This is a genomic window from Nocardia miyunensis NBRC 108239 (assembly GCF_001613065.1).
GTDB lineage: Bacteria > Actinomycetota > Actinomycetes > Mycobacteriales > Mycobacteriaceae > Nocardia > Nocardia miyunensis.
In genome coordinates this window covers 49756-74976 of record NZ_BDBQ01000088.1, presented here as the reverse complement: position 1 = coordinate 74976, position 25221 = coordinate 49756, and the positions used below count along the sequence as shown (strand labels likewise).

Annotated in this window: 22 protein-coding genes; 10 read left to right on the top strand and 12 right to left on the bottom strand. The window is 67.5% G+C overall.

Features of this window, described 5'->3' with window-relative positions; genetic code table 11:
• Positions 1 to 416: hypothetical protein (locus NM2_RS35270; RefSeq protein ID WP_439956959.1), on the top strand; the 416-nt coding region annotated here is incomplete at its 5' end.
• A 223-nt stretch (positions 417 to 639) separates the two neighbouring features.
• On the opposite strand, the gene NM2_RS35265 is transcribed toward NM2_RS35270, so the two are convergent.
• From NM2_RS35265 to NM2_RS35255, 3 genes are read right to left on the bottom strand one after another with little or no spacing between them, the layout of a single operon-like run.
• Positions 640 to 1395, bottom strand: coding sequence for a GntR family transcriptional regulator (locus NM2_RS35265; protein WP_067678214.1), 756 nt, complete (start codon positions 1393 to 1395; stop codon positions 640 to 642).
• A gap of 59 nt (positions 1396 to 1454) precedes the next feature.
• Entirely contained in the window at positions 1455 to 2612 is a 1158-nt protein-coding gene (locus NM2_RS35260; RefSeq protein WP_067678211.1) for an acyl-CoA dehydrogenase family protein, read from the bottom strand.
• Between the two features lie 16 nt (positions 2613 to 2628).
• Positions 2629 to 3807, bottom strand: coding sequence for a CaiB/BaiF CoA transferase family protein (locus tag NM2_RS35255; RefSeq protein WP_067678208.1), 1179 nt, complete (start codon positions 3805 to 3807; stop codon positions 2629 to 2631).
• A 169-nt stretch (positions 3808 to 3976) separates the two neighbouring features.
• Here NM2_RS35255 and NM2_RS35250 point away from each other — a divergent pair, with 169 nt between their 5' ends.
• Entirely contained in the window at positions 3977 to 5005 is a 1029-nt protein-coding gene (locus tag NM2_RS35250) for a MaoC family dehydratase (protein WP_067678205.1), read from the top strand.
• A 124-nt stretch (positions 5006 to 5129) separates the two neighbouring features.
• Here NM2_RS35250 and NM2_RS35245 read toward each other — a convergent pair whose 3' ends face one another.
• From NM2_RS35245 to NM2_RS35220, 6 genes are all read right to left on the bottom strand, one after another.
• Positions 5130 to 6419 carry a cytochrome P450 family protein gene (locus NM2_RS35245; RefSeq protein ID WP_067678202.1) on the bottom strand — a complete coding sequence of 430 codons (1290 nt, stop codon included), beginning with the start codon at positions 6417 to 6419 and terminating at the stop codon, positions 5130 to 5132.
• A gap of 461 nt (positions 6420 to 6880) precedes the next feature.
• On the bottom strand, positions 6881 to 8158 hold the full coding sequence (locus NM2_RS35240; protein ID WP_084531886.1) for a cation:proton antiporter: 1278 nt from the start codon (positions 8156 to 8158) through the stop codon (positions 6881 to 6883).
• On the bottom strand, positions 8155 to 8799 hold the full coding sequence (locus NM2_RS35235; RefSeq protein ID WP_067678200.1) for a hypothetical protein: 645 nt from the start codon (positions 8797 to 8799) through the stop codon (positions 8155 to 8157). The genes NM2_RS35240 and NM2_RS35235 overlap by 4 nt, the downstream gene beginning before the upstream one ends.
• 33 nt (positions 8800 to 8832) lie before the next feature.
• Positions 8833 to 10359, bottom strand: coding sequence for a flavin-dependent monooxygenase QhpG (gene qhpG / locus NM2_RS35230; RefSeq protein ID WP_067678198.1), 1527 nt, complete (start codon positions 10357 to 10359; stop codon positions 8833 to 8835).
• A gap of 602 nt (positions 10360 to 10961) precedes the next feature.
• Positions 10962 to 12068: a hypothetical protein gene (locus NM2_RS35225; protein ID WP_169816294.1), complete on the bottom strand. Its 1107-nt coding sequence runs from the start codon at positions 12066 to 12068 to the stop codon at positions 10962 to 10964.
• A 456-nt stretch (positions 12069 to 12524) separates the two neighbouring features.
• Positions 12525 to 13046, bottom strand: a complete 522-nt coding sequence (locus NM2_RS35220; RefSeq protein ID WP_067678193.1) for a Dps family protein — start codon at positions 13044 to 13046, stop codon at positions 12525 to 12527.
• A 150-nt stretch (positions 13047 to 13196) separates the two neighbouring features.
• Here NM2_RS35220 and NM2_RS35215 point away from each other — a divergent pair, with 150 nt between their 5' ends.
• From NM2_RS35215 to NM2_RS35205, 3 genes are all read left to right on the top strand, one after another.
• Positions 13197 to 13712, top strand: coding sequence for a DUF6328 family protein (locus NM2_RS35215; RefSeq protein ID WP_067678232.1), 516 nt, complete (start codon positions 13197 to 13199; stop codon positions 13710 to 13712).
• Positions 13713 to 13804: 92 nt separating this feature from the next.
• Complete coding sequence (locus tag NM2_RS35210) at positions 13805 to 14617, top strand: SigB/SigF/SigG family RNA polymerase sigma factor (RefSeq protein ID WP_067678190.1); 813 nt, start codon at positions 13805 to 13807, stop codon at positions 14615 to 14617.
• A gap of 236 nt (positions 14618 to 14853) precedes the next feature.
• Positions 14854 to 18147: a protein kinase domain-containing protein gene (locus NM2_RS35205; RefSeq protein WP_067678187.1), complete on the top strand. Its 3294-nt coding sequence runs from the start codon at positions 14854 to 14856 to the stop codon at positions 18145 to 18147.
• On the opposite strand, the gene NM2_RS35200 is transcribed toward NM2_RS35205, so the two are convergent.
• Positions 18088 to 18945 (bottom strand): Zn-ribbon domain-containing OB-fold protein, encoded by an 858-nt coding sequence (locus tag NM2_RS35200; RefSeq protein WP_067678184.1) that lies wholly within the window; start codon positions 18943 to 18945, stop codon positions 18088 to 18090. The genes NM2_RS35205 and NM2_RS35200 overlap by 60 nt on opposite strands.
• Before the next feature lie 335 nt (positions 18946 to 19280).
• Between NM2_RS35200 and NM2_RS35195 the strand changes: the two genes are divergently transcribed.
• Both NM2_RS35195 and NM2_RS49615 read left to right on the top strand, forming a co-directional pair.
• Positions 19281 to 19472 (top strand): hypothetical protein, encoded by a 192-nt coding sequence (locus NM2_RS35195; RefSeq protein ID WP_067678181.1) that lies wholly within the window; start codon positions 19281 to 19283, stop codon positions 19470 to 19472.
• The gene (locus tag NM2_RS49615) at positions 19469 to 19621 is read left to right on the top strand and encodes a hypothetical protein (protein ID WP_157121515.1); all 153 of its coding nucleotides are present in this window, start codon (positions 19469 to 19471) and stop codon (positions 19619 to 19621) included. Before NM2_RS35195 ends, NM2_RS49615 begins: the two co-directional genes overlap by 4 nt.
• A gap of 173 nt (positions 19622 to 19794) precedes the next feature.
• Here the strand turns inward: NM2_RS49615 and NM2_RS35190 are convergent, their stop codons facing one another.
• The gene (locus tag NM2_RS35190) at positions 19795 to 20595 is read right to left on the bottom strand and encodes a hypothetical protein (protein ID WP_067678178.1); all 801 of its coding nucleotides are present in this window, start codon (positions 20593 to 20595) and stop codon (positions 19795 to 19797) included.
• A gap of 1 nt (position 20596) precedes the next feature.
• Positions 20597 to 21139, bottom strand: a complete 543-nt coding sequence (locus NM2_RS35185; protein ID WP_067678175.1) for a lipoprotein LpqH — start codon at positions 21137 to 21139, stop codon at positions 20597 to 20599.
• 180 nt (positions 21140 to 21319) lie between these two features.
• Between NM2_RS35185 and NM2_RS35180 the strand changes: the two genes are divergently transcribed.
• The 3 genes from NM2_RS35180 to NM2_RS35170 are packed head-to-tail and all read left to right on the top strand — an operon-like array spanning position 21320 to position 25191.
• A complete protein-coding gene (locus NM2_RS35180; RefSeq protein WP_067678172.1) occupies positions 21320 to 22633 on the top strand; it encodes a hypothetical protein in 1314 nt (437 codons plus the stop codon).
• Positions 22633 to 23649: a hypothetical protein gene (locus tag NM2_RS35175; RefSeq protein ID WP_067678167.1), complete on the top strand. Its 1017-nt coding sequence runs from the start codon at positions 22633 to 22635 to the stop codon at positions 23647 to 23649. The genes NM2_RS35180 and NM2_RS35175 overlap by 1 nt, the downstream gene beginning before the upstream one ends.
• A 36-nt stretch (positions 23650 to 23685) precedes the next feature.
• A complete protein-coding gene (locus NM2_RS35170; protein ID WP_067678164.1) occupies positions 23686 to 25191 on the top strand; it encodes a tetratricopeptide repeat protein in 1506 nt (501 codons plus the stop codon).
• Positions 25192 to 25221 lie beyond the last annotated feature (30 nt).

Genomic DNA, 25221 nt, shown 5'->3' with positions numbered 1-25221 from the left:
TCTCCCGCCGGGTGATCGGCACCGTGAACACCGGTATCACCAGCTATCCGAACAGCGTCTCCTCGACTCCGGACGGTTCGCAGTTCTGGGTGGGAAATCTCGACGGGAGCGTCGCGGTCGTCGATTCGTATACCGGTGCGCTGGTTCGAATCCTGAAGCCGGGCAAGATCACTCTGGATGTGACGTTCTCGCCCGACGGGCGGCTCGCCTACGTCCCGACGACGCCTTTCTCCTCGCCGGCGCCGAATGCCAACGGCGCCTTGACCGCGTTCGGTCCGATGGTGAGCGGGAACTATCACACGGGTCCGGGTGAGGTCGCCGTGTACGACACCCGCAGCTCGAGCCTGGTGAAGAGCTTTGCCACCGGTGGGGTTCCCTCTCCGGTGGTGATCCCACCGGGGCCGTTCCACGACTAGCGCCGCACCCGAAATCCTCGGCCCAGCAGTCGCTGCCGGGCCGGGGATTTCGTCATCGCCGGGATGTTGCCGGTTCGTGTGAGGGGCGACGCGTCCACCACCCGGTCGCCGACGACCACGCTCCGCCTCCGCGGCACTGCGCGCTATCGAGAAATCTTTTCGGCCCAACCGATTTCGCGCTGAGCGGCCCTCCGTGGACGACGCGGCGGTGGCTGCTCCGGAATCATGGTCGCTCGCCGCTCTGGCGCAGCAGATTCGTGCGGTAAGTGTACTGGTCGGGCAGGAAATAGCCGACCGAGAGTTCGACCGGTTCGGCGCGGGAGCTCACGAACAGGCGGTCGATGCGCAGGATCGGGGAGCCGGGGGCGCAGCCGAGCACCTCGGCGACCGTGTCGTCGGCCGCCACCGCGGCGATCGACTGCTGGGCCTGGTCGATCGGATCGGGCAGCCGACCTTCCAGCAGGCCGATCACCGTGGCGGCCGATGATATCCCGACTTCGGTGAATTCCTTTGTGTCACTGACGATTTCGGCCACTCTGGGTGGTAGGGCGACCGTTGTCCAGCCGAAGGCGATGTCATGGTGGGAACGGACGTAGCCGAGGGAGTAGACGATGTCGTCGTCCAGTCCCAGCCGGGCCGCCGCGGCGATGTCCACACGGCGGCCGAGCGGTTGGACCAATTCGATACTGGTGTCCTCCGCGAGTCCGAGCAGGTCCTCGAAGGAGCCGAACTGGCGGGCGTACTTGGCCTCGTGGTCGGCGACGAAGGTGCCGCGCCCCGGAATCCGGTCCACCAGACCCGCGCCCACCAGTTCCAGATAGGCGCGGCGGATCGTCTGGCGGCTGAGCCGATAGCGGTGTGCCAGTTCGGATTCGGTCGGCAGACGACGCTGCGCGGAGTACTCGCGACGTTCGATCGCGGCGCGCAGATCATCGGCGACCACCATATACGCCGGTCGCTGCTCGCCGCGTTCTGTCATCGTTTTTCTGGCTCCTGTCGGTCGGGCATCAGAGAAACCCTAAGCGACCCGGTGCGGGTTCAGAACGTCAGACCGCCCCGGGCGACCAGCTGTCCCGCGATGACGTTGCGCTGGATCTCGTTCGTCCCCTCGCCGACGATCATCAGCGGGGCGTCGCGGAAGTACCGTTCGACGTCGTATTCGGTCGAATACCCGTAACCGCCGTGGATCCGGATCGCGTCCAGGGTGATCTCCGCGGCGACCTCGGACGCGTACAGTTTCGCCATCCCGGCCTCCATGTCGACGCGGGCACCGGCGTCGAAGCGTTCGGCCGCGTGCAGGGTCAGCTGGCGTGCCGCGGACAGTTTGGTGGCCATATTCGCCAGGTAGTGACCGATCGCCTGATGCTTCCAGATCGGCTTGCCGAAGCTCTCGCGCTGCTGGGCGTATGCCAGGGCGTCGTCGAAGGCGGCCTGCGCCACCCCGAGCGCACGCGAGGCGACCTGGATGCGCCCGGTCTCCAGGCCCTTCATCATCTGGGCGAAACCGTGCCCTTCGACGCCGCCGAGCACCGAGGACACCGGCGTGCGATATCCGTCGAAGGACAGCTCGCAGGATTCGACGCCCTTGTAGCCGAGCTTGGGCAGGTCGCGGGAGACGGTCAGGCCCGGCCCGTGCTCGACGAGCAGGATCGAGATGCCGCGGTGCCGCGGGGTGGCCGCCGGATCGGTCTTGCACAGCAGGGCGATCAGACCCGAACGGCGAGCGTTGGATATCCAGGTCTTCGAGCCGCTGACGACGAACTCGTCACCGTCGCGCCGCGCCGTGGTGGTCAACGCCTGCAGGTCCGAGCCGCCGCCCGGTTCGGTCAGGGCCATGGTGGCGCGCAACTCGCCGGTCGCCATCCGCGGCAGGTAGTGGTCCTTCTGCTCCTGGGTGCCGAACTCGGCGAGCAGTTTGGCGACGACGGTGTGCCCGCCCATCGCACCGGCCAGGCTCATCCAGCCGCGGGCGAGTTCGGTGGTCACCGCCACGTAGCAGGGCATCGATACCTTGACCTCGCCCCACGGCTCGGGCACCGCGAGACCGTAGATCCCCAGCTGCTTCATCTGCTCGATCAAGGCTTCGGGGTAGGTGTTCGAATGCTCCAATTCCCGTACCACGGGCCGTACTTCGCGGTCGACCCATTCGGCGACGGTCGAGACGATCGCGCGTTCTTCCTGGTTCAGTTCGGTCATTGTCGTGCCTTCTGGGTCAGACGGTCCCTGCGGACCGCAGGTGGGCGATGTCGGCGGCGCTGCGCCCCAACTCGGTGAGAATCGCGTCGGTGTGCTCGCCGACGGCGGGCACGGCGGCCATGCGGGGTTCGCCGTCGGTGAAGGTCGCCGGGGGTTTGAGCGCTCTGATGGGTCCGCCGGGGGTGTCGATCTCGACCCAGCGGTCGCGGGAGGTCAGCGCCGGATGATCGGCGAATTCCGCCATCGTGTTGACGCGGGCGTTGGCGATGGCCGCGGCGTCGAGCCTGCCGATGGCGTCGTCGGTGGCCAGTCGCGCGAATCGTTCCCCGACGATCACGTTGAGTTCGGTGCGGTGCGCGACGCGGGCCGGATTGGTCTGGAAGCGAGGATCTTCGGCGAGTTCGGGCTGCTCGATGACGTCGGCGCAGAAGGCGAGCCACTCGCGCTGGTTCTGGATCGCGAGCATGACGATATCGCCGGTGGCGCAGGTGTAGGGGCCGTACGGTGCGATCGTCGCGTGTTCGGCGCCCGCGCGCGGCGGCGGGGTTCCGCCGTACATCGTGTAGTAGGCCGGGTTGCCCATCCATTCGGCCAGCGCGTCGAACAGGGAGACCTCGAGCGTGGTGCCCTTGCCGGTGTTGGCCCGCTGGAGCAGCGCGGTGAGGATGCCCGAGTACGCGTACATGCCCGCGGCGATGTCGGCGACCGAGATCCCAACGCGGGCACCGGCTTCCGGGGTTCCGGTGATCGATACCAGGCCCGTCTCCGCCTGCACGAGCAGGTCGTAGGCTTTGCGGTGGGACCATTCGCCCGCGGTGCCGTAGCCGGAGACGGTGCAGTGCACCAGGCGCGGGTGCCGGGCGGTGAGCGTCGGCGCGTCCAGCCCGAGGCGGCCGATCGCGCCGGGGCCGAGGTTGTTCACGAAGACGTCGGCCTCCTCGATCAGCTCGCGCAGGATCTGTCCGCCCTCGGGGGTCTTCAGGTCTAGGGTCAGTGACTCCTTGGAACGGTTGAGCCACACGAAGTAGCTCGACTGCCCGTGCACGGTCTCGTCGTATCGACGGGCGAAATCGCCGGCGCCGGGGCGCTCGACCTTGATCACCCGGGCGCCCAGATCGGCGAGTTGCCGGGTGGCGAACGGCGCCGCGACGGCCTGTTCCAGGCTGATCACCGTCATACCGTCGAGTGGTCGCATACGTGCCTCCTCTCTTCGAGACGAAATGTACGGCCATTTGTTAGCGGAGGCAACACGGCTCGATTGTGGAACGCGACATACTCTGCGTTCGATGCTCGTATCTCATTGACGCGGGGGAGGTCGAGGCGGCATATTGGCCGTACAAATAGGCTGATACGGCAGGAGGATCATGGCTACGACGGCTGACTCGTCACCGGACACCGTGCAGGTTCGCGGTGTCTACTTCGACGAGCTCGAGATCGGCCAGACGTTCGACGACGTCCCGGCGGTCACCCTGACCGACGGGATGCAGGCCACGCACTCCGCCATCGTCGGCAATCGGCTGCGGATCGCTCGCGACGCCGTACTGGCCGAGCGGGTGACCGGCGCGCGCTCGGCGATCGCCTCACCCGCGCTGGTGTGGGATACCGCCATCGGGCAGTCGACCGTCGTCACCCAGCATGTGCGCGCGAATCTGTTCTATCGGGGCCTGCGGTTCCGGCGGGTTCCGGAGATCGGCGACACCCTGTCGACCGTGACCCGGGTCGAGGGCCTCAAACAGAACTCGATCAAGCCCGGTCGTCCGTTGACGGGTCTGGCCGCGCTGCACATCACCACCACCGATCAGCACGATCGCGTCGTCCTGGACTTCTGGCGGTGTGCCATGCTGCCGTGCTCGCCCGGGAGCGAGGGCACCGACCGGGCCGACGATCTGTCCGCACTGGGCCGGCCGATCGTCGACGCGGACCTGACCGAGGCCGTGGCGGACTGGGATCTGGCGGCGTTCCGCGATCGGGTGCCCGGCCCGCACCTCGAGCAGCTGAGCCGGGACCGCGCCTGGCAGATCGAAGGCGCCGACGTCGTCACCTCGGCACCCGAATTGGCCCGTCTCACAGGCAATCTCGCGACCGTCCACCACGACGCGGCCGCCGCGGGCGGGGACCGGCTCGTCTACGGCGGGCACACCATCGGTATCGCCTTCCATCAGGTGTGCCGGGCGATTCCGGCGCTGGTGACCGTGCTGGCCTGGGACGGCTGCGATCACGTCGGGCCGGTCCACGAGGGCGACACCCTGCGTTCGACGATCACCGTGCAGCGCAGCTGGGAATTGCCCGGATCGGGCGGAATAGCGCTGCTTCGCGTACTCGTCAAGGCCACCCGAGCCGACGGTTCGGTCGCGCCGGTACTGGACTGGTCGCTGTACGCCCTGCTTGCCTGAGCATTGCGCGTATGCGGTGCACGGGCGCGGGAAAGTAGCTCCCACACCGACATTCACGTCGGCGGGTGCCGGGGACCGTCGGCGAACACGACGGTCCCCGGCGTCGGGTGAACCCCGCCGGTGACTAGAGCATCACCTGGCTCGCGCGCAGTGGCGTGAAGACCACCGGCATCTCGGCGAGTGCGCGGTGGAACGGGCCGGGACGCCAGACCAGCTGGTCGGGCCGGACCGCCAGGCGGATCTCACCCACGCGGTCGAAGAGTTGATCGATGGCGCTCTCGACGGTTCGGTAGGCCACGTCCTTGGCCGGGCACGCGTGCGGGCCGGTGCTCCACGCCAGGTGTGAGCGGTTGCCGATGCTGCTGGTGCCCTCACCGCGGATGCGCGGATCGTTGTTGCACGCGGCGAGGCTGATCAGCACCGGCTGATCGGCCGGCAGCCATACGCCGTCGATCTGGATCGGCTGCCGCGGATAGGTGGTGCAGAAGTTCGCCATCGGCGGGTTGTTGAACAGAACCTCGTCCAGCGCGTCGGTGGTCGACAGGTTGCGGCCGCTGTCGGGCTGGAATCGCGGGTCGGTGAAGATGAGCAGCAGCGCGTTGGCCATGAAGGTGCGCTGAGCCTCGAATCCCGCGCCGTAGAAGCTCATCAGCTGGGCGAAGACCTCGATGTCGTCGAGGTTGTTGGGATGGTGGGCCAGCTCCGAGGTGACGTCGTTGCCGGGCCGCTCGCGCTTGAGTGCGATCAACTCCATCAGCGCGTCCCGCAGATCCACCATGCCCTGCTTGGCCTTGACGCGGTCGGAATCGAAGCGGTCGGCCATGCCGACCGCGACCCGCGTGCCGATGTCGGCGGGGCAGCCGCACATCTGGTTGAGCACCTCGAGCACCAGCGGGAACGCGTACTGCATCACGAGATCGGCGGATCCGTCCTCGCAGAACGAGGTGATCAGCGGGATGGCGGCGCTCTCGACCATGTCCACGATGGCGTTCTGGTCGATGCCATCGATCGCGGCCACCGAGGGCTCGCGATAGCGCAGGTGGGTCGCGCCGGTGTTGTAGCGGGCCGCCGGCAGCCACTCCATCATGGGCCGGACCGGCGAATCCGCGGGGATGGACTTCTGCCAGGCGCGCGGGTCGGACGGGAAGTGGTCGGGGTCATTGAGGATGCGGACCGCGGTGCTGTAGCCGATGACGAGGGTGGCCGGGACATCGGGAGCCAGTTCGACCGGGACCAGGGTGGAGTGATGCTGGAGCATCCGGTTGTAGGTGTCGTGCGGGTCGGTCACGAATTCGGAGGTGTACATCGGAAATCTGGGGTCCGAGTCGACGTCCGAGGACGGGCCGTGGGGGACGGGGCATACTCCGGTCGCCGTGGTGTACGGATCGGGGGCGGGTGACTGTGGTGTGGTCAAAGACGTGACTCCGGACGATGAACGGGAATATGACGAGCAGCTGGGTGAGCGCGGCAGGCCGGCGCGCTCACGTGGGTAGCACCGGGACGGCCGTGTGCCGGATCGTCGGGGGGATCGATCGACAGCATGTGCTGAACCGTTGTGCGGTACTTGGCGCTTCGCCCACGCAAGCAACATAGCAGCGACGACGCCGACGGGCTCGCGAACCTGGGAGCAACGCTGCCTGCCGGACGGCCGGTAGCCGCCTTCCCGTGGTCCCGATCGCGGTGTACGTATCGCATGAATGTGATTGTGTCACAGCATGTTTCGCCGCTATGCCGGTGTTCGCTCAGCGAGGCCTCGCGCCCAGGTCGACGGCACTTTACGGAAAATGCTGCCGTGCAACATGTTACGGACGGGTAGGTCTTCTCGGTGCGGTGACACGGCCGTGGACGATCCGGCCGGCCGTGGACCATCCGTGTTCATCGTGTGGTGCCGTCCGGCTCGGCGGCGGCATCGTGCGGGCGATGCGATTGCGCGGCAGCGGGGACCGTCCCGGCGCCGACCATCTCCGGTTCGGTCTCGGCGGGGCCGTGGGCCATGCGCAGGAGTCGGAGTATCGGTGCGGTCGAGGCGGTCGTCACCAGCGCCATCACCACCAGCAGCGAATACAGCTGGGGGCCGATCAGTCCGGTGGTCAGGCCCACGGACAGGATGACCAGCTCGGTCAGTCCCCGCGTGTTGAGCAGCGTCGCCACCGCGGCCGCCGGTTGCTTCCCCATTCCGGTCAGCCGACCGGCGAGGTAGACGCTGCCGATCTTCCCCAGCACGGCGGCGGCCACGATGACGACGAGTTCGCCGATCGCGGTCGAATCGATCGAGCTGAGATCCACGGCCAGGCCCGCGACCACGAAGAATCCGGGCAGCAGGACCGCGCTGAGCACCCGCACGCCGGATTCCACCGCCAGGCGGCGTTCGCGGGGGAAGATCACCCCGAACGCGAAAGCGCCGAAGATCAAATGCAATCCGATCCATTCGGTGATCGCCGCGACGGCGAGCGCGCCCCCGACGCCGATGATGATCATCGTCTGGGCGCTGCCGAGTCGGGAGATCCGCGCCAGCGTCGGCCGCAGAACCCACCACAGCAGCCCGACGAGCGGGATCAGCAGGATCAGCCGCCACTGGGTGCCGCCCGGGTGGGCCAGCGCCAGGACCACGGCCAGCATCGCCCACGCCATGATGTCGACCAGCGCCGCGCACGCGAGGCTGAGCTGGCCGATCTCGGTGTGTACCAGGTTGCGGTCGTGCAGGATTCGCGCCAGCACGGGGAAGGCGGTCACGGCCAGGGCGCAGCCGACGTAGAGGGCGAAGTGCAGCCGGTTGCCGGTCTGGTAGCGGGTCAGGACGGTGATCGCGACGCCGCTGCCCAGGGCGAACGGCACCACGTAGGCCGCCGTCGACACCGCGGGAATCGAGCGGCGAGCGCCCAGGAAGATGCCGCGATCGAGTTCCAGGCCCGCGACGAACATGAACACCGCGACGCCGATGTTGGCCAGCAGATTGAGCGATCCCCGGGCATCCTGCGGGAACAGCACCGAGGACAGGTGATGCCCGATGATGGTGGGACCGGCCAGGATTCCGGCCGCGATCTCGCCGATCACCGGTGGTTGGCCGAGCTTCTCGGCCAACCACCCCAGGATGTGGGCCGCCGCCATGATCAGGACCAGGTCCAATAGGACCGCGACGGTGGGAACGTTCACTCTGGTGTCTCCTCGGATCCGAATGTGGTGCGGAATTCGGGTTCGTCGCGCAGCTCGGGTTCCGGCAGCCACACCATGGCGTGTTCGGCCGGGACCACAGCCGGATCGAAGGCCTCGCGGATCCAGCACACCGGGCGATCGCCGATCGACATCACGTACGCCCTCGCGGCGCAGGCGCGCCCGTCCGGCCACGTCCTGGTGCCGGCCCACATGATCCGGCGGCGCTGGCTCAGGCCGCGGGCGAGCAGCCCGTGGCCGATCGGGGTGCGCAGATCGGAAAGTCCGTTCTCGTCGGCCGGTTGTGCCACGGCCGCAACGTAATTGATCGACACCGTCCGCTCGGGGGTGACCAGGCGCGAGTGCCGGATCAGGGCCCGGTCGCCCGCCCGCAGCCCGAGTGCGTCGACGAGGAAGGCGGGCAGCGCGCGGGCCGCGACCTCGTCCTGCCGCATCACCCGCACACTCAGACCGCCTGCCAGGAGGCGTTCCAGTGCCGTGGTCGTCAGGCCCTCACTGGCCAGCAGAGCCCGGGTCGCGGGGTGGTGGAAGCGATCGATCAGTCCGGCGGTGTCGGTCCGGCCCCCCGGACCGCTGGGCGTGGGTTCACCCAACGGTCCGGGAGCGAAACGGGTGACCGTCACGGTCGGCTCCGTCCAGTCACGGTCCGGCTCCGGCTACAAGTGCGCACCGGGCGTCCCGACGGCTTCGCCGCTGTGCGCGGCTTCGGCGTCGTGACGCGGCGGTAGCACCGGCAGCGTCACCGCGTCCCGTTCGGCGTCGGTGCGTGGTGCGGTGGTCAGGCCGAACGGTTCGTTGGTGATCCGTAGCTCGCCCATATCGGTGTCCGACAGCGGGTCGCGCCAGTGGTCCCAGACCGGCGACATGTCCAGGCCGCCCATGTACTTGATGTTCACGCCGTCGGCATCCGGGGCGGTGTGCAGGCGCTCGGCCTCGGAGACGATCACCTCGGTTCCGGTCAGCTCCTGCTCGCCGGTGGTCTCGCCGACGTCGGTCAGCCCGGCCATGATCCGCGTGAACGACTGCTCGGGCGAATCGCCGTCGTGCACATCGGTGAGCCGGTGCGCGTGCGCGAAGTACTCCTCGGAGCCGATGTAGTGCTCGTACATGCGCGAGACCAGCGACAGGAACCGCGTGTAGCCGCGGCGATAGGTGTACTCGTAGTACGCCAGGGCATCGGCTTCGCTCATCTCGCCGCGCAGCGTGGTCGCGATCGCCGCCGCGGACACCAGCCCGGAGTAGGTCGCCAGGTGCACGCCGGTGGACAGCAGCGGGTCCAGGAAGCAGGCCGCGTCACCGACCAGGACGTAGCCGGGGCCGCAGAACCGGTCCGCGACATACGAATAGTCCTGCTCGGCCTTGACCTCGGCGACCTGCGTCGCGCCTTCGAGCATCGCGCTCATCGGCTTGCTGGCCGCGATGGTGTCCAGGTAGAACTGCTGAGAGTCGCTGCCGCGCAACTTCTCCGCGGCGAGTTTGGCGGACACCACGTATCCGACGCTGTTGCGGCCGCCGGCCAGCGGGATGTGCCAGAACCAGCCGCCCTCCTCGGTCGAGACCACGTTGATCGCGCCCTCGGGACTGTCGGGATGCAGATGCGAGCCCTCCCAGTACGACCAGACCGCGACGTTGCGGAAGGCGGGATGCTGGCGGCGCATGTCGAAGTGCTTGGCCAGCAAGCCGTCTCGTCCCGTGGCGTCGACGAGGAAGTCGAATTCGAGGGTGTGGACGGTGTCGTCGCCGGCCTTGACCCATTCCGCCGCGGTCGGGCGCTCACCGTCGAACAGGATGTTGGTGACCTTCGCCTGCTCGATGACCTGCGCGCCCTGGTCCGACGCGTTGCGCAGCAGCAACTCGTCGAACTGGGCCCGATCGACCTGCCAGGACCACGCCTCGGCGTCGACCAGTTTGGACCAGTCCAGCAGCCAGGTGTCGTTCTGCCACTGGAAGTAACCGCCCCGCTTGATCTGGAAGCCGTGTGCGGCGACCTTGTCGTACGCGCCGGATACCCGCAGCGTGGACAGGCAGGAGGCCAGCAGCGACTCTCCGATGTGGTACCGCGGAAACGTATCTCGCTCCAGGAGGGTTACCTGCACCCCGGACCGTGCGAGCAGCGCGGCGGCGGTCGAACCTGCCGGACCTCCGCCTACTACCAGAACATGTGGATTTTCCTTGTTCCCCATAGCAACTCCCTGGAACGTGCGAACAAGATCGTGCGCCGCGCGGTAGCGGCCGAATCGAGCCCGGTCATTTGTCGAACGACAGAATCCACAACCTCCGTAGCCGCTAGTTAACTCTGTGACGGCGCACGGGGTATCAGCCTAACAGCTGATCTTGAATCATCAAGCGGAACAGCAAATTACGTTGCAAACGCAAATGTGCTTACGGTAGCTAGAAAATAGCTGGCAGGGCATGCGTGTACTCGCCGGCAATGACACGCGAACGAGGTGTCATCACGGTGTGGGATGTATTACATTGCGGCAGTGCAGATTTCGGCGAACGGCACGGAATCGGCGGCGGATGGTGGGCGGGAAAGGGCTGCGCTCACGGTTGTTTCGTCATGCATCACCCCGCTTTCCGGCCCATCCATAGTACGACGTATGTCCGGTTTGCGTGCGGCATAGGCCGGAATCCGGACGTCTGCGCCGTCAAGTGCGCTGGTCGGGCGGGGTGCGGGCAGAACCGTTGCGGCGGAATGTGATTGCCGTGTGCCCCGCGCACCGGGGCGCGGCGGAAGTACGTCGGGACTCCCGACATGCTTCGCCGCGCCCCGGTGCGTGAAGGACTATCCGGCGATCGTCTCGGCGGTCAGCTTCGCCATCGTGCTCGCGGCCTGTTCTGCCTCGGCAACATTGCAGCGCCCCAGTCCGCATGCGGTCGCGACCCCGTAGGCGGTGCGGCCGGCAGCCTCCTCGAACAGCCGCAGCGCGTGTGTGCTGTCGGCATCGGAACCCGGCGAAACCACGCCCGCGATGATCTTCCACTCCGGGTCGAGCCGCCGCAGGGGTGCGTAGAACTCGGGGTCCAGCGGCGCCGGTTCACTGCCGAACGCGCACGGAATGTGTACCGCTGGAAGGGGAGTGCCCTGTGCGAGCAGGTGCTGTACGGTGTGGTTCAGCAGAGTGACCGCTGGGGCCAGCGATCGCGGGCTGAGCAGCGATTTGTGCTGGTAATCGCCATAGCAGAGATGTACGACGCTGTGCGCCCCGACGTCGTGGATCCGGGTGAGCAGTCCGGCGAGCTGGCGGGACAGCAGCGGTGCCGCCGCCCACTTCGCGCCCAGTTGGTCGGCCTTCACCATGCCCAGCAGCGCGAAGGGCGATTCCACCTGCCAGACCACGCGGTCGCCGTAACGTTCGTTCACCGCGGCGATCTCCTCGAGCACGGCCTCGGTGACCACCGGCAGGGCCCGCAGCGCGGCCACGATGACATTCGAGCGCCGCAGCGCCGGTCCGAGCGGGAATCCGGCCGATACCGCCGCGCCGGCGAATACGAACATCGCCAGATCCAGCGGATTGGGTTGGCTCAGTTGCAGTTTCGTTCGCGCCAACTCCGGTCGCGCGGCACGGAGCTCGTCGAAGGCGGCGACCACGGATCCGATGCGCTCGAGCCGGCCCATCGACATGTGCCGCGGTTCCAGCTTCGCCCCGCGGCGCAGGCCGTAGCTGGGGAAGTCGCTGTAGTCGGCGTACTCGCCGGCGCGGACGACCTCGAGGACGTCGTCGTGTTCCGCGCGGTCGCGGAGGTACTGCATGATCCAGTCCGGATCCAGGTCACAGGGTAACCCGGTCGGATGTTCACCACTGCTGTCTGCGAACCAGCGCAACACCGCGCCATCCCCGGTCATCAACTCCTTCGGAACGCTACCCACAAAATGCGCATATCTGGTCATCGAGACTCCTCGTGATTCCGTTCTGGCCGCTAATGTTCTCAGCTGAATCACTTGTCCGCGAAAGGAACTCCGCGAACCGGGAGGTCTCCCGGGGCGCTGCCGAGTCGTGCCGCCGTCGGGGCGACGCCGTCGCACTCGCCCGTGCCGCTGCGACACCCCGGCCGGACGAGCCCGAGATTGGGAGGCCGAATCCGGGGTAGCCGCCGACAATGACCCACCCATTACCGCCGGTTCCGGACCCGGCGCCGCCGCAACCCGTCCCCGATCCCGCCCCGCAACCGCCGATCCCGGTTCCGTCCCCGGATCCGTATCCGTCCCGGCCCGAGCCCGATCCTCGCCCGCCGCTGCCCCCGGTACCCGATCCGGCCCCACCCGCCTGGTCGTGACCCAGGGCCGCACCCTGACCGAGACGGGCATGCTCCCGCCTCGTGAGGCGGGAGCATGCCCGGTCGGTGGTCAGCGGGTCGGCACGGCGTGGCCGATCGTCTCGGGGTGGCCGGGCGCGGCGGCGACCTGTGCCTGCCACATCCAATGCAGCTGTTCCATCCGTGCGGCTATCTCGATGAGCAGGTCCTGGGTCACCGGGTCGGCCTTCTCGGTCTCATCGATCCGCTCCCGGAGCCGGGCGATCACCATCGCCAGATTCTCCACGATCGCTTCGATGATCGCCGTGTCCTGTTCCCATCCCGCGGAAAGTCCTGCCGCCGAGGACTTTTCGGCGACCGTTGCCGCGCGCCCGTCCGGGCTCACCCCGATCGCCGTCGCTCGCTCGGCCGCGGCGTCGGTGAAATCGCGTGCGGCGGTGACGAGTTCGTCCAAGGCCAGATGTACGGAGCGGAAGTTGGGGCCGATCACATTCCAGTGCGCCTGTTTGGCGATGAGCGACAGGTCGATCAGGTCGACCACCGTGCCGCGCAACGCATCTCCGGTGACCTGCTGGGCGTTGTCGTCGAGTGTGCTGGTGATCGGTTTCGACATCGGTGGATCTCCTTCCGCGGTGCGATTCGCTTCATCGACCGCGCTACCCGCTACTCGGCGCGACAAACGGCGGCCACCGCGATACTGCTCACCGAGTCGGAACGCGATTTCCGGATCGGATGAGATCTCGATGCTGGGAGGTGGGTGGCGGTGAGCGAGCGCGACGAGTCCGCCGAGTCCGAGCAGGAGTGGGATCGACGCGTTCGCGGTGAGACCAGGCAGGAGCAACTGGATCGGAACCTGACCGGCCTGCTCCAGGAACTCCGGGTCGTGCAGACCGGTATTCAGCTGCTCACCGGCTTTCTGCTGACCCTGCCGTTCCAGGCGCGGTTCGAGTCCCTCTCGGATCCGATGCGCGCGGTGTACCTGGTCGTCGTGGTGGCCTCGATCGCGGCCACGGTCTTCCTGACCGCGCCCGTGGCCGCGCATCGGCTGTTGTTCCGCAGACACCAGCTCACGAGCGTGGTCCAGACCGCGCATCATTTCGCCCTGACCGGCCTGTTGTTGCTCGGCATCGCGCTGACCGGCGTAGCGGTGCTGATCTTCGACACGGTCGTGGGACCGGTCGCCGGGGCGATCGCCGGTGTGGGGTTCGCGGTGTTGTTCACGAGTCTGTGGGTGGTGCATCCGTGGTGGCGGCGGCGGCATGGTGACAGGTCGGAGTGATCCGGGCATACTCGATATAGCGGCCTTCTTACGTGGTGGCGTTCAATCCACAGCGCCAGGCCCGCAGTCGACATGGCCGCCGGAGGCATCCGATGACCTCACATTCGACAGCCCCATCCGCCGCACGGTCCAACCGCGGACACGACCCCTACGACGACATCGAGCCGTGGTTGGAGAAGATGGCGGCCCTCTCGGCCGATGACCCCGAACACGCCTGGTTGCGCGAGCAGATCGTGGACCGGTGTCTGCCCCTGGCCGAACACATCGCGCGCCGCTACAGCCGGCGTGGGGAAACCTACGACGACCTGTATCAGGTCGCCTCGCTGGGCGTGGTGCTCGCGGTGGATCGCTTCGACCCCGACAGAGGCTCCTCGTTCATCTCCTTCGCCGTCCCGACGATCATGGGTGAGGTACGTCGGCACTTCCGCGACCGCACCTGGATGGTGCGCGTGCCGCGCCCGGCGAAGGAGTTGCAGGTCGCCATCGGCTCGGCCGTCGAGCGGCTCACGCAGCGGCTCTACCGCATGCCCACCACCTCGGAGCTGGCCGCCGAACTCGAGGTGAGCCGAGCGGAGATCACCCAGGCGCTGCTGGCCGCCAACGCGCACACCGCCGATTCCATCGACAGCTCGCCGGAGGACGCCGACCACGAGCCCAGCGCGGCGCGCGTCGTCGGGGAGCTGGGCGGCGAGGACACCGGCTATCAGGTCACCGATGACGCGCTGGCGGTCGCGCCCCTGCTCGACGAACTCCCGCATCGCGAGCGCGAGGTACTGCGATTGAGGTTCTTCGAGAATCGGTCGCAGACCGAGATCGCGCAACGCATCGGGGTGTCACAGATGCAGGTCTCCCGATTGCTGAACGCAACCCTGACCAGCCTGCGAGAACGGGCGTTACGGGACTGAGAGCACGTCTCGCCCGACTCGGCCACATCCTGCCGACCCTCCAGGACCGCATGACCCCGGAATGAGCCCGACGGCGCACCAGTGCTGCAGCTGGGTGATAGCTGTCGTTCGTCCATCTCGAGGTGACGTCGTACCGCGGGCATATTCGCGTTCGTTCGCGTCCGGGCGGGATACGCTGGAAGTCTGTTACCGGCAAATTATGCACGGTACCGGCATTCTGCTGGTTGGATGAACGAGTGACCGACGATGATCCGCTTCGGACGCGACGCGAGTTGAAAGTGCCGATCACCGCGGAGCTATCCGCGGTGGGTCTCGAGGACGCGGAGGAAATCGGTCGCGGTGGGTTCGCTGTGGTCTATCGCTGTCGTCAGGTCGCGTTGGATCGGACCGTGGCGGTGAAGGTTCTGACCACGCCCCTGGATGAGGACAATCTGGCGCGGTTCGTCCGGGAGCAGCGGGCGATGGGCCGGTTGACCGGCCATCCGAACATCGTCACCGTGCTGGAGGTGGGCTCGACGGCCAGCGGACGCCCCTATCTGGTGATGCCGTATCACGCGCGGGACTCCCTGGACGCGTGGATCCGGCAGCACGGCCCGCTCACCGCGCAGAAGGCATTGTGGGTCGGCACGAAAATCGCTGGAGCCCTCGCCGGCGCCCATCGCCTCGGCATCGTTCACCGCGATGTGAAGCCGGGAAATATCCTGCTCACCGACTTCGGCGAGCCCGCCCTGACCGATTTCGGGATCGCGCACATCGTCGACGGATTCCGGACCGGTGAGGGGACGCTGACCGGGTCCCCGGCCTTCACCGCCCCCGAGGTGCTCGAGGGCGGTACGCCGAGCCCGTCGGCGGATGTCTACGGCCTGGGCTCCACCTTGTTCTGCGCGTTGACCGGTCATGCGCCGTTCGAGCGGCGCAGCGGGGAGAACGTGATGACCCAATTCCTGCGGATCACCACCGAGCCGATACCCGAGTTGGAGGAGGAGGGAATCGACGGTGATGTGTCCCAGCTGGTGTCGACCGCGATGGATCGGAATCCCGAGCGGCGGCCTTCGGCGGTGGAGCTGGAGAAGACGATGCGCGGTCTGCTCGAGCGGCACGGCCTTCCGATGAACGACATCGCGTTGCGGGACGAAGGTGATGCTTCGAGGCGTGAGCAGACGCGATCGGATTCGGCGCCGCCGGCCGCGACCATGGCTGCCGGACGGACCGTCGGCGGCAATCTGCCGATCGAGCTGAGCAGCTTCGTCGGCCGGCGCAGCGAAGTGTCGGAGGTGAAGAACCTGCTCTCGACCTCACGCCTGGTGACGTTGGCCGGGATCGGAGGGGTCGGCAAGACGCGGTTGGCCTTGCGAGTCGCCTGGCAGGTGCGTCGCGACTTCTCCGACGGGGTGTGGCTGGTCGAACTGGCCGACGTGCCCGACCCCGCAATCCTGATCGATGTGGTGGCGGGGGCGCTGGGTCTGCGGCACGACTCGTCCGAACCGCTGCTCGACGTGCTGATTCGGTATCTGCGTTCGCGGGAAATGTTGCTGGTGCTCGACAATTGCGAACAGATGGTGGAGCCGGTCGCCCGGCTGGTCGAGATAATCCTGCGGACCTGCCCCGATCTGCGGATCATCGCCACGAGTCGAGAGCTGTTGAACATCGGCGGCGAGACGGTGCTGAGGGTGTTGCCGCTGTCGGTGCCCGCTCCCGAGCCGTCACTGGCCGGATTGCCGCGCTTCGACGCTGTCGCGCTGTTCACCGATCGCGCCGCCACGGTGGTTCGCGGTTTCGAACTCGATGAGGACAACAAGGCCTCCGTCGCGCGGATCTGTGGTCGGTTGGACGGGTTGCCGCTGGCGATCGAACTGGCCGCGGCGCAGATGCGCACGATGTCGCCGCAGCAGATCGTGCAACGGCTCGACGATCGATATGCGCTGCTCAGACACAGCAGTCGTACCGCGCCGACGCGTCAGCAGACGCTGAAGTGGTGTATCGACTGGAGCTACGAGTTGTGCACGCCCGCCGAGCAGCAGTTGTGGGCGCGCCTGTCGGTGTTCGCCGGCGGTGTCGAACTCGATGCCGTGGAACACATCTGCGCCGCGGGTGCGACGGGCTCGGAACCGGATTGCGCCGATGTCGGCGTGCTCGACGTGCTGTCGGCTCTGATCGATAAGTCGATCGTGATTCGTGAGGAGTCGGGCACGGCCGTGCGTTTCCGGATGCTCGACACACTGCGGGACTACGGCCGCGAAAGACTCCGGTCGACCGGGGATTACGAGGATGTACGTCGCCGTCACCGCGAGTGGTACCAGCAGTTGACCGCGGCCGCCGAGGCCGGGTGGATCAGCGCGTATCAGCCGGACTGGATCGCACGCATCGAGCGCGAGCAGCTCAACCTGCGCGAAGCGCTCGAGTCTTTTCTGGCCGAGGACACCGCGGAAGCGACCGAGGCCGCGATGCGCATCGCGAACGCACTGTACGAATTCTGGATCTTCCGGGGACTGCTCAGCGAGGGCAGGGCCTGGTTCGACCGCATCCTGACCCGTCCGTTCGCCCCGTTCTCGCCCGCCCGGATCACAGCGATCTGCCTCGACGCTCAATTGGCTACGTCACAGGCCGATTTCCAGGCCGCCGCCGCCCTCCTGGAGGAGGGGCACGCGCTCGCCGAGCGGAATCCCATCGTGACCGTCGAAGCGCAACTCGCCCACGCCGACGCTGTGCTGGCCGTGCTCAGCGGCGACTCATCCCGCGCGTCGGCGCTCTTCGAGAGCGCCGTCGAGATGCTCGGCGCCGACGACTCGCTGATTCTGCGGGTGAGTGCGCTCACCATGTCGGGCTGGTCGTACGAGGTGCATGGTGATATGGCCGGGGCGAGCGCGCGTTATCGGGAGGCGCTCGCCATCACCGAACAGCGCGGCGAATCGAGCTACCGTTCGATTGCGTTGCGGGGCTTGGGCATTACCGCGTGGCAGGCCGGCGATTCGGTGCGTGCGCGAGAACTGCTCCAGGACGCGTTGCGCGTGAATCTGCGTCTGAACGGTCCGGTCATCGCCGCGTTCACCTTCGAAGCGCTGGCGTGGGTCCCCGATCCCAAGGCCGATCCGGATCGCTCGGCGGTGCTGATGGGTGCGGCGAAAGGGATCATGCCGACCGGGAGCGATATCACGACGGTTTTCCCGAACATGTCGCGTTTCCACGACGATTGTGTGCAGCGGGCGCAGCAGTCGCTCGGTACACGCAGATTCGACGCGGCGATTCGCCGGGGCGAGGCCATGGGGATGGATGTCGCGGTGGCCTATGCGCTGGGCGAGACGGATTCTGCCGCCGCCGCCGAGACGTCCCGGCTGACCCGGCGTGAGCGGCAGGTGGCCGACCTCGTCGCGCAGGGCCTGAGCAACAAGCAGATCGCGGCCAAGCTGGTGATCTCGCAGCGCACGGCTCAAGGCCATGTCGAGCACATTCTCGCCAAACTCGGGTTCAACTCACGTGCACAGATTGCGGCGTGGGCGGTCGACGAGAGCCGGGACAGCGACGGGTCGTGATTCCCGAGAATCCGGATACATGCGCCAGGCCCAGGTCAGCGAGTCCAGGAGATTACGTTTGAGTGCCGCGGCGTGTCGGCTGTCGCTCGCGCGTGGCTGCAGGGATTCACGGACCATCTCCACGAATCGCCACCGCGTGACGCCGAAGTTGACGAGCAGATCGCTAGTACTGGCGCCGCGCGCCGGTGCCCATCGGATGGCGAATTCGATCACGGAGATCGCCTCGGCGTCGACCGAGCGGGCCGTGCGCAGGAAATCGCAGAGATCGAGCGCCGAGCGAACCCACGCCGAGGCGCGACCGGAATCCGATTGTGCCCTTTTCATCGTTTTCGATACCGGTTCGTTCTGGCAGTTCGACCGTGCCGGCTTCGGGCGGCGGCTACTGTCCCGGTCCGATCCCTCGGAGGTATCGATGGCGAAGACGGGGAATCTGTCGTAGGTCGGCCGGGGCTCGAACCGCACGCGCACGGGCTGGGCGGACGGCGGCGGCATCTCGCCCTCGATCGCGGTGTACACCCAGGGGCCGTCGTCGAGTTCCACGATGGCGATGGTCGAGGGCTCCCACTCGCCGTGATGTTCGGTCGACTGGCGATGGACGACCTTCCACGACACGATCGACCCGGTGCCGCGCGAGGGCGCCCAGGTGAGCGACGCGGACGGACAGGACGGGCAGTTGGTGATCAGCGGTGCGAACAGCTTCGAGCAATCGGGGCAGCGCCGGATCATGAAGACGGTCTCGGTGTGGTTGTCGGCGGTTTCACCGACGACCTCGGATCCTTTCGAACGGTATTGGAGCATCGACCTACCTGCTTACTGTCACTTACTCGGTCGCCTACACGATCGCGTGTGCCGGTTTTCCCGGCGAGGGTAGATCTACCGGGGACATACCTATCTTCTGTGGCGGCCGTTACCCGGACGGTGTCACGGATATCATGCAGATTAGAAATAACACCAGCTCAGTGGTGGTGGATAGCCTCGATTGCCGCAAGTCGAGCGGCGCTCCGGAACCGTCCGGGTCATCCCGGGCCCTGGGTATACCCAGGCGGGTTTACCCGCCGACCTCCCACGCCTTGCGGTGGGCGTCCGGGGTGGTGTGCAGGACGGCGTGGAACTGGCGGCGCAGAGCATGGGCGGTGCCGAATCCGGAGTTGCACCGTCAACGTCTGGCCCGCGCCCAGGAACTGCTCGAACAGACCGATCACGCCGCGGCTGTGCGCGGATCGCAACGCGTCCACCAGGCGTGGCTGGCGGCGATCACATATTCGTACACCCACCGCCGCGGATCCGACGCCGAGACCGCCGGTAGCCTCAGCCGAGCAGCGTGAATTCTCCAGCCCGCGATGAGAACGGAATCGGCAGCACCCAGGTCTGGGATGCCGAGGTCACCGCCGTGTCGGCGGACGCACACACCCCGCAAACCTCGCGGTATTCCGCCGCACCCGGTACCTTCTCGGACCGGGACCTAGTCACGTAGCTGAACCCCGCTTCAGCTTGCCGCGATCGACCCGCGCCCGAGCCGGTTTCACTTGTTCTCCCGTCCATGAGCCGACCGATCGGTAGGAGCTTCCATCCTCGTTGCCGGGTCGGCTCCGGACATGCGAAATCCGCTGCGCCCGGCAGAGCTACAGCGGATCTCCCTGTGCTGGTTCAGGTTTGGATGGGGAGGGTCAGGACGACGTTCTGTTCGTCGGCGGGTAGGTAGTGCACCTTGACGATTCGGCCGATCTGGACCAGGTCGACGCTGGCCGGTGCCAGGTATTTCTCGGTGTGGGTGGTGAAGGTGGTGCCGTCGGGTCTGGTTACGGCCAGGTCGAGGTCTACCTTGGTGTGGCCGTCGCGGATTTCGCCTGGGACGGACAGGGATTGGACGACAGCTTGGGCGGGGGTGCCGCGGGCGGCTATGTCGAGCGCGGCGGGGGTGGTGAGGCCGCGGCGGATCATGGTTGCGTTCCAGGCGTTGCGGGTCGCGGTGTGGTCGCCGGAACGGTCGATTTCGACCTTGTCGGTTCGGCCGGGGAGGTAGCGGACCGGCATTACGACGCCGGGGCGCAGGAGTGCGAGTTCGGTCAGCGGGACGATGATCTTCGCGTGGGAGTCGAAGGTGTGGCCTTCGGCGTCCTCGACGGTCAGGTCCAGGCGGACCTGGGGCTGGTCGTTGACGCTCACCCCGGTCTGCCGGACGGATGTCACCGTCGCGATGCCGACCGGCCCGTCTCGAAACGCGGCGCTGTTGCGGCCGGTGAACGCCTGGGTGATACCTTCGCCGCTGAACGCGAACACGATCGGGACGATGGTCAGCGCCATGATCGGTAGCGCCATCTGCCAGCCGACCCAGCCGAGCGCGTCGCCGTCGAAATCCTCCGAGCGGTAGGTCAGGCCGTGCCAGAGGTAGTACCCGACCGCCGCGACACCGGAGAGCAGTGCCAGCGCGCGAATTCTGGTGGCCATCTCAGCCCCCGATCACGGTCGGGCACACGAATGTGATGTCGAACTTCGAGGATTCGACCCGCGCCGTCGGATTGCTCGGGTCCGGTGTGCCGACGCCCTCGCCGACGACATGGAAAGTGTTGCCGCTCTTGGTGACCGACGCCGAACCGCCCGGCACGCCCTTACCGAATGCGATGGCGTACGGCAGGCCCGAGGAACCGCCCTTGCTGCCCGTGATGCCCACCGCCTGAACGGAATCGCCGCCCGAAACGGTGGCGCTCACGGCCAGATTGCCGTAGTGACCGTTGCCGGTGTCGGTCAGCGCGAGCGCGATCAGACCGCCCTGACTCACGCAGGTGGTCGAAAAGGTGGCGGATACCGACTTGCCGTCGATGGACAGTGCGGATGCGCCCGGCGCGGCGGCCGCGGATGTTCCGGTGGTCGCGTGCGCGGAAGATGCCGCGGGCGCGGGCGATGACGAACTGCCGCAACCGGTGAGGGCCAGAACCAGGCCGGCGGAGGCGGTGAACGCGGTGGCGCACAGGCGGATGGATGTCGTGTTCATGAGATTCCTTCGAATCGGTGCGGCTCGCGGGGGTGGAGCCGATGCCGAAAATGTAGGAACGATTCGCCCCCTACCGATCCCAGGTTTTCCGCGTCGGGGGAGCCGACGAGCACTGGCAACCGCGGGGTGGAGCCCCCCGGAAATACCGTCTAACCTGAGCGAATGCGACGCCCCCGGGACATGGTGCTGGACGAGATCTGGCGTTCTCTCGACGGCGTGGCGGCGTTGAGCGGGGCGCAGGGCGGGCCGTTGCGCCGGACCGTCAAGCTGATCCTGGACCCGCTGGTGCTGCGGCCGGCGCAGAATCCACTGTGTGCGGGCCCGATCGTCACGGCCGAGGGCGCCGCCGAGGTGACCACCCGGTTGCATGCGGCCGGTCCGGTGCTGCGGGCCACCGCCGAATGGTTCACCCTGTTCAAACAGATCCGGCGGACGCTGCGGATCACCGACGGCAATCCGCAGGATCTGTACTTCCAGCGTTGTTTCGAGCTGGCGACCGCCACAGGTTCGCCGGACCGTCTGCGGGACAACGAGACTGCCGAAGCGGCACTCCTGGAGTTGCACGGCTGCACGGCCGGACGCACCACCCGGGCGCTGCGCGAGTACCTCACCGAACCGGCCCGCGTGTGGGAGTTGACCGATCTGGTCCGGGTGACGTGGGACCACAGGCCGCTGCCAGAGGGCGAATACTCGGACCGCACAGCGGAATTCACCTCCCTGCTCGACGTCTGTGCTGCCGCGCGCGGACGATCAACCCGGGCCGAGGGCGGTTCGGTGCATGCCGCACTGCTGGCCGATCGCGCCGGAACCCATTCGGGAATCCAACTGTGGTCCGCCGAAACCATGCCTGGCGCACAGTATCTCGGACTGACCGAACATCCTGCCCCGCCGCCTCCGCCGCTCGGGTCCACCGCGTCCACGGCCACGCTGGCCCGGCCGTTCGATCGGTCGATCTACGAGCGGGTCTTCACCGTCCTGCAGGCGGCGCTGGATCGGGCCGATCTGCCGACGGTTCCCGATCTGGTCGGGGCGGAGATCGCGCGCAGCTGTGCACCGTGGGCGCTGCTGGACGAGTCGTTGCGGTTGGCGGCTGCGGCGGGTGTCGTTCTGGCGCTGGGACTGCGGCCGCTCGGGGATGATCCGAACGGTGAATCGGTTGCGCAGCGGGTGATCAACGGACGGTGGCGTCGGGAGGCGTATGTGCTGCAGGCTCGTCGGCTCGCGGTGCGTCCCGAAGATGAGCCCGGCGGTCCGTTGGCCGCGGTGGCCGCCGATCTGCGTATGCCGTGGCGGCCCTATCTGCGTCGGCTGTGGGTCCGGCTGCACGGCCGTGATGTGCGCGAGTCGCCGCTGTCGGATACGGGCGAATTCTGGGACGTTCTCGACGGCGTCGCCAGATCCGTGATGCTCGATCACCGCGGGCGGGTGAAACAGGCTTTGAGCACGGGCGTCGTTGGTGACCAGGCGGATTCGACCGAATCGAGGGCGAGCTGATGTCCGATCGGATCACCGTCCGCGGCGGCTCGGCGGGCACCCTGATCGTCGGACCCGAGACCGGCCCGGTGCCGGGGGAGGGCGTCGCGACGCTGGATACCGCGGTGCTGGAGGTGCGCGGCGGACACCTGGCCTGGAGTGTGCTTGCCGGGCAGCCGATTCCGACGGCGGTTCTCGACGACGTGGATGTCGCGCAGGAGTGGATCTGGGCGGTGTACGGCGAGCGAGTGGCACTGTCCGTGGCTGATTTTCGCAGCGGCACAACGGAATCGGTCGTAACACCGGGTCTTCCCGCACTGTGGGCGAGCGCGTCCAAGCTCGGCTATGCGCACTGGGCGTCGCGCTGGTGGCCCGCTTCGACCCTGGACGGCATTCCGGCGCTCGAGCAGCGGCTCGTGGATCTCGACATCGCCACCCTCACTGCCGAATGCGAACGTCTCGTGGACGGAGCCGACGCGATCGAGCCCGGCGAATTCGCCACCGTCACCGCGGATCGCGCGGCGGACTACGCACTGGCCGCCGGTCCGGGCGCTGCCGCGACGGATGCGGTGATTCTGGCCCGCGGCGTCGGCGGCTGGGATTGGCGTCGCTGTCCGCCCGGGATTCTCGACGCCTCCGAGCGTGCGGTGTCCTGGGAAGTGCGGAGGCGATCTGGTGATACGGCGGTGGGGGTCGTCGCGGTGGCCGCGTCGCGGGCGAGTTTCGCCGTGCCGCCGCATCTGCGTCCTCGGGCCCGGATCCGCACTGCCGCGGCTGCCACCGGGGCCGAGTTGATCCGCGCCGAGGACACGTGGATCGGTACGGCATCGGCCCCGGCCGGATGGGAATCCGCTGTGGCAGTGGATATCTACGTACCCGGGATCGGCTCCGCCGATGTCGTGGATTCCGATGAAGCGCGAATTCGCGGGCAACTCCGAGATTTCGTGACGGCCAGGCTGCGCATCGCGGCCGACGCGCCCGACGAGACTCTGCTGCTGGCCGAGATCGCCGCCGCCGATACCGAGACGGACTTCTGATATGTGTTGCGGCACAGTCGGCTAAGGAGCCATGAGATGACCGATGCCGAAGCCGATGGACGCGAACTACTCCACGCAGGCGCAGTCGCCTATCAGAACGGCGATGCCGTCGGAGCCTTGCGCATCTTCGAGGACATCGTCCAGTCCGCATCGGGTCGGGCCAGGTTGTCGGCCATGGTGAACGCGGCGAGCATGGCCGATGAGCTCGGTGACCATCGAAGCGCGGTGAGCTGGTTCCGGACCGCTCTGGCCGAGATGCCCGGCGACGCCGGCGCGATGCGGCCGACCGCCCTGGTCAACATGTCACAAGCACTGCAACACCTCGGCGACCTCGACGGAGCGCAGGCGGCGCTGACCGAGGCACGGACATTGCTCACGGACGATCCGGACCAGGGTCTGCTGCGGGTGGCCTGCCTGCTGTCGTGCACCGCGGTGGCGATTCATCGGCAGCGGTGGCTGGAAGCGATCGAACTCGCCACCGAATCACTCGATGCCGCAAGGCATTTCGCGCCGCAGTCCGCCGGCCACCCGCTGATGAACCTGGCCGCGGCCTACTTCGAAACCGGGCGTGGCGAGCTGGCCCTGGACTTCGCCCAGCAGGCGCTCGACGCGTTCACCACGGCACAGGATCACAACGGTGTCGCCGAAACACAGCAGAACCTCGCACTCATGCACATCAGATCCGGGCGGGCACACGAGGCACGGGAACCGCTGGCGGCGAGTCAGGCCTACTTCGAACGATCCGGATTGGGCCCGCGTGTCGGAATCGGCCTCAAGGCACAGGGTTTCCTCGCAGAAATGGACGGCTCCCATGTGCGGGCGTACGAACTGTACGAGCGCGGTCTCGCGCAATTCCTCGCCTCCGGCGCGGTGCTGGAGGCGGCCGATGCGCGAATCCGCCTGGCGACAACGGCATTCACGCTCGGGCGGCACGACGAGGCGGGTCGGCTGTTCAGGGAATCGTTCCTGGTATTCGCCGAACACGGGCTGGGCCTGCACTGCGCGCAGGTCGACTTCTGGCATGCGCAGCTGCTCGAATCGACGCTGGACGACACCCGGCCCGACACGCTTCGGCTCGCGGAGGCGCTGCGTCTCGCGGTGCCGTCGGCACTGGCCATCGACGCTGTGCGGCACACCTTCCCCAGCGGCGAACAACGGCACCGCTGGAATCGTGAACTCGCCGAACCCGCTATGCGATCCGCATTCCGGCTCGCGGTTCGCGGCGGGGACGCACGGCTCGTCGCGGACCTGATCGAGACCCGATGCGCCGGTGCCACAGTGAAATTCACCGATCCCGAACCGGGCGCACCCGCTGAGCGCTGGGATATGCCGGTGCCGCAGGAACCACCCGATCCGCTCGCCGGGGCACTCGCCCTGGCTGCCGCGCTGGCGGAAGTCGCTGCGGAGGAGGGGATCTCGATCCAACCTCCGCCGCGACTCCGGTACGAGCCCGGCGGACGCATCGTGCTGGCGGACTACATCGCCGAGGCCGAACGCCGTTATGGCCGCCGTATTCGTGACGACCGGGTGCTGACACTGTGACCGAGGAACGACAGCCGACGGTCGTGGTGC

Coding starts and splice junctions, on each gene's coding strand:
- NM2_RS35260 (WP_067678211.1), bottom strand. CDS start 2,612: ATGACCGAACTGAACCAGGAAGAACGCGCGATCGTCTCGACCGTCGCC.
- NM2_RS35200 (WP_067678184.1), bottom strand. CDS start 18,945: ATGCTCCAATACCGTTCGAAAGGATCCGAGGTCGTCGGTGAAACCGCC.
- NM2_RS35180 (WP_067678172.1), top strand. CDS start 21,320: ATGGTGCTGGACGAGATCTGGCGTTCTCTCGACGGCGTGGCGGCGTTG.
- qhpG (WP_067678198.1), bottom strand. CDS start 10,359: ATGGGGAACAAGGAAAATCCACATGTTCTGGTAGTAGGCGGAGGTCCG.
- NM2_RS35265 (WP_067678214.1), bottom strand. CDS start 1,395: ATGACAGAACGCGGCGAGCAGCGACCGGCGTATATGGTGGTCGCCGAT.
- NM2_RS35255 (WP_067678208.1), bottom strand. CDS start 3,807: ATGCGACCACTCGACGGTATGACGGTGATCAGCCTGGAACAGGCCGTC.
- NM2_RS35185 (WP_067678175.1), bottom strand. CDS start 21,139: ATGAACACGACATCCATCCGCCTGTGCGCCACCGCGTTCACCGCCTCC.
- NM2_RS35210 (WP_067678190.1), top strand. CDS start 13,805: ATGACCTCACATTCGACAGCCCCATCCGCCGCACGGTCCAACCGCGGA.
- NM2_RS35175 (WP_067678167.1), top strand. CDS start 22,633: ATGTCCGATCGGATCACCGTCCGCGGCGGCTCGGCGGGCACCCTGATC.
- NM2_RS35190 (WP_067678178.1), bottom strand. CDS start 20,595: ATGGCCACCAGAATTCGCGCGCTGGCACTGCTCTCCGGTGTCGCGGCG.
- NM2_RS35170 (WP_067678164.1), top strand. CDS start 23,686: ATGACCGATGCCGAAGCCGATGGACGCGAACTACTCCACGCAGGCGCA.
- NM2_RS35220 (WP_067678193.1), bottom strand. CDS start 13,046: ATGTCGAAACCGATCACCAGCACACTCGACGACAACGCCCAGCAGGTC.
- NM2_RS35225 (WP_169816294.1), bottom strand. CDS start 12,068: ATGACCAGATATGCGCATTTTGTGGGTAGCGTTCCGAAGGAGTTGATG.
- NM2_RS35250 (WP_067678205.1), top strand. CDS start 3,977: ATGGCTACGACGGCTGACTCGTCACCGGACACCGTGCAGGTTCGCGGT.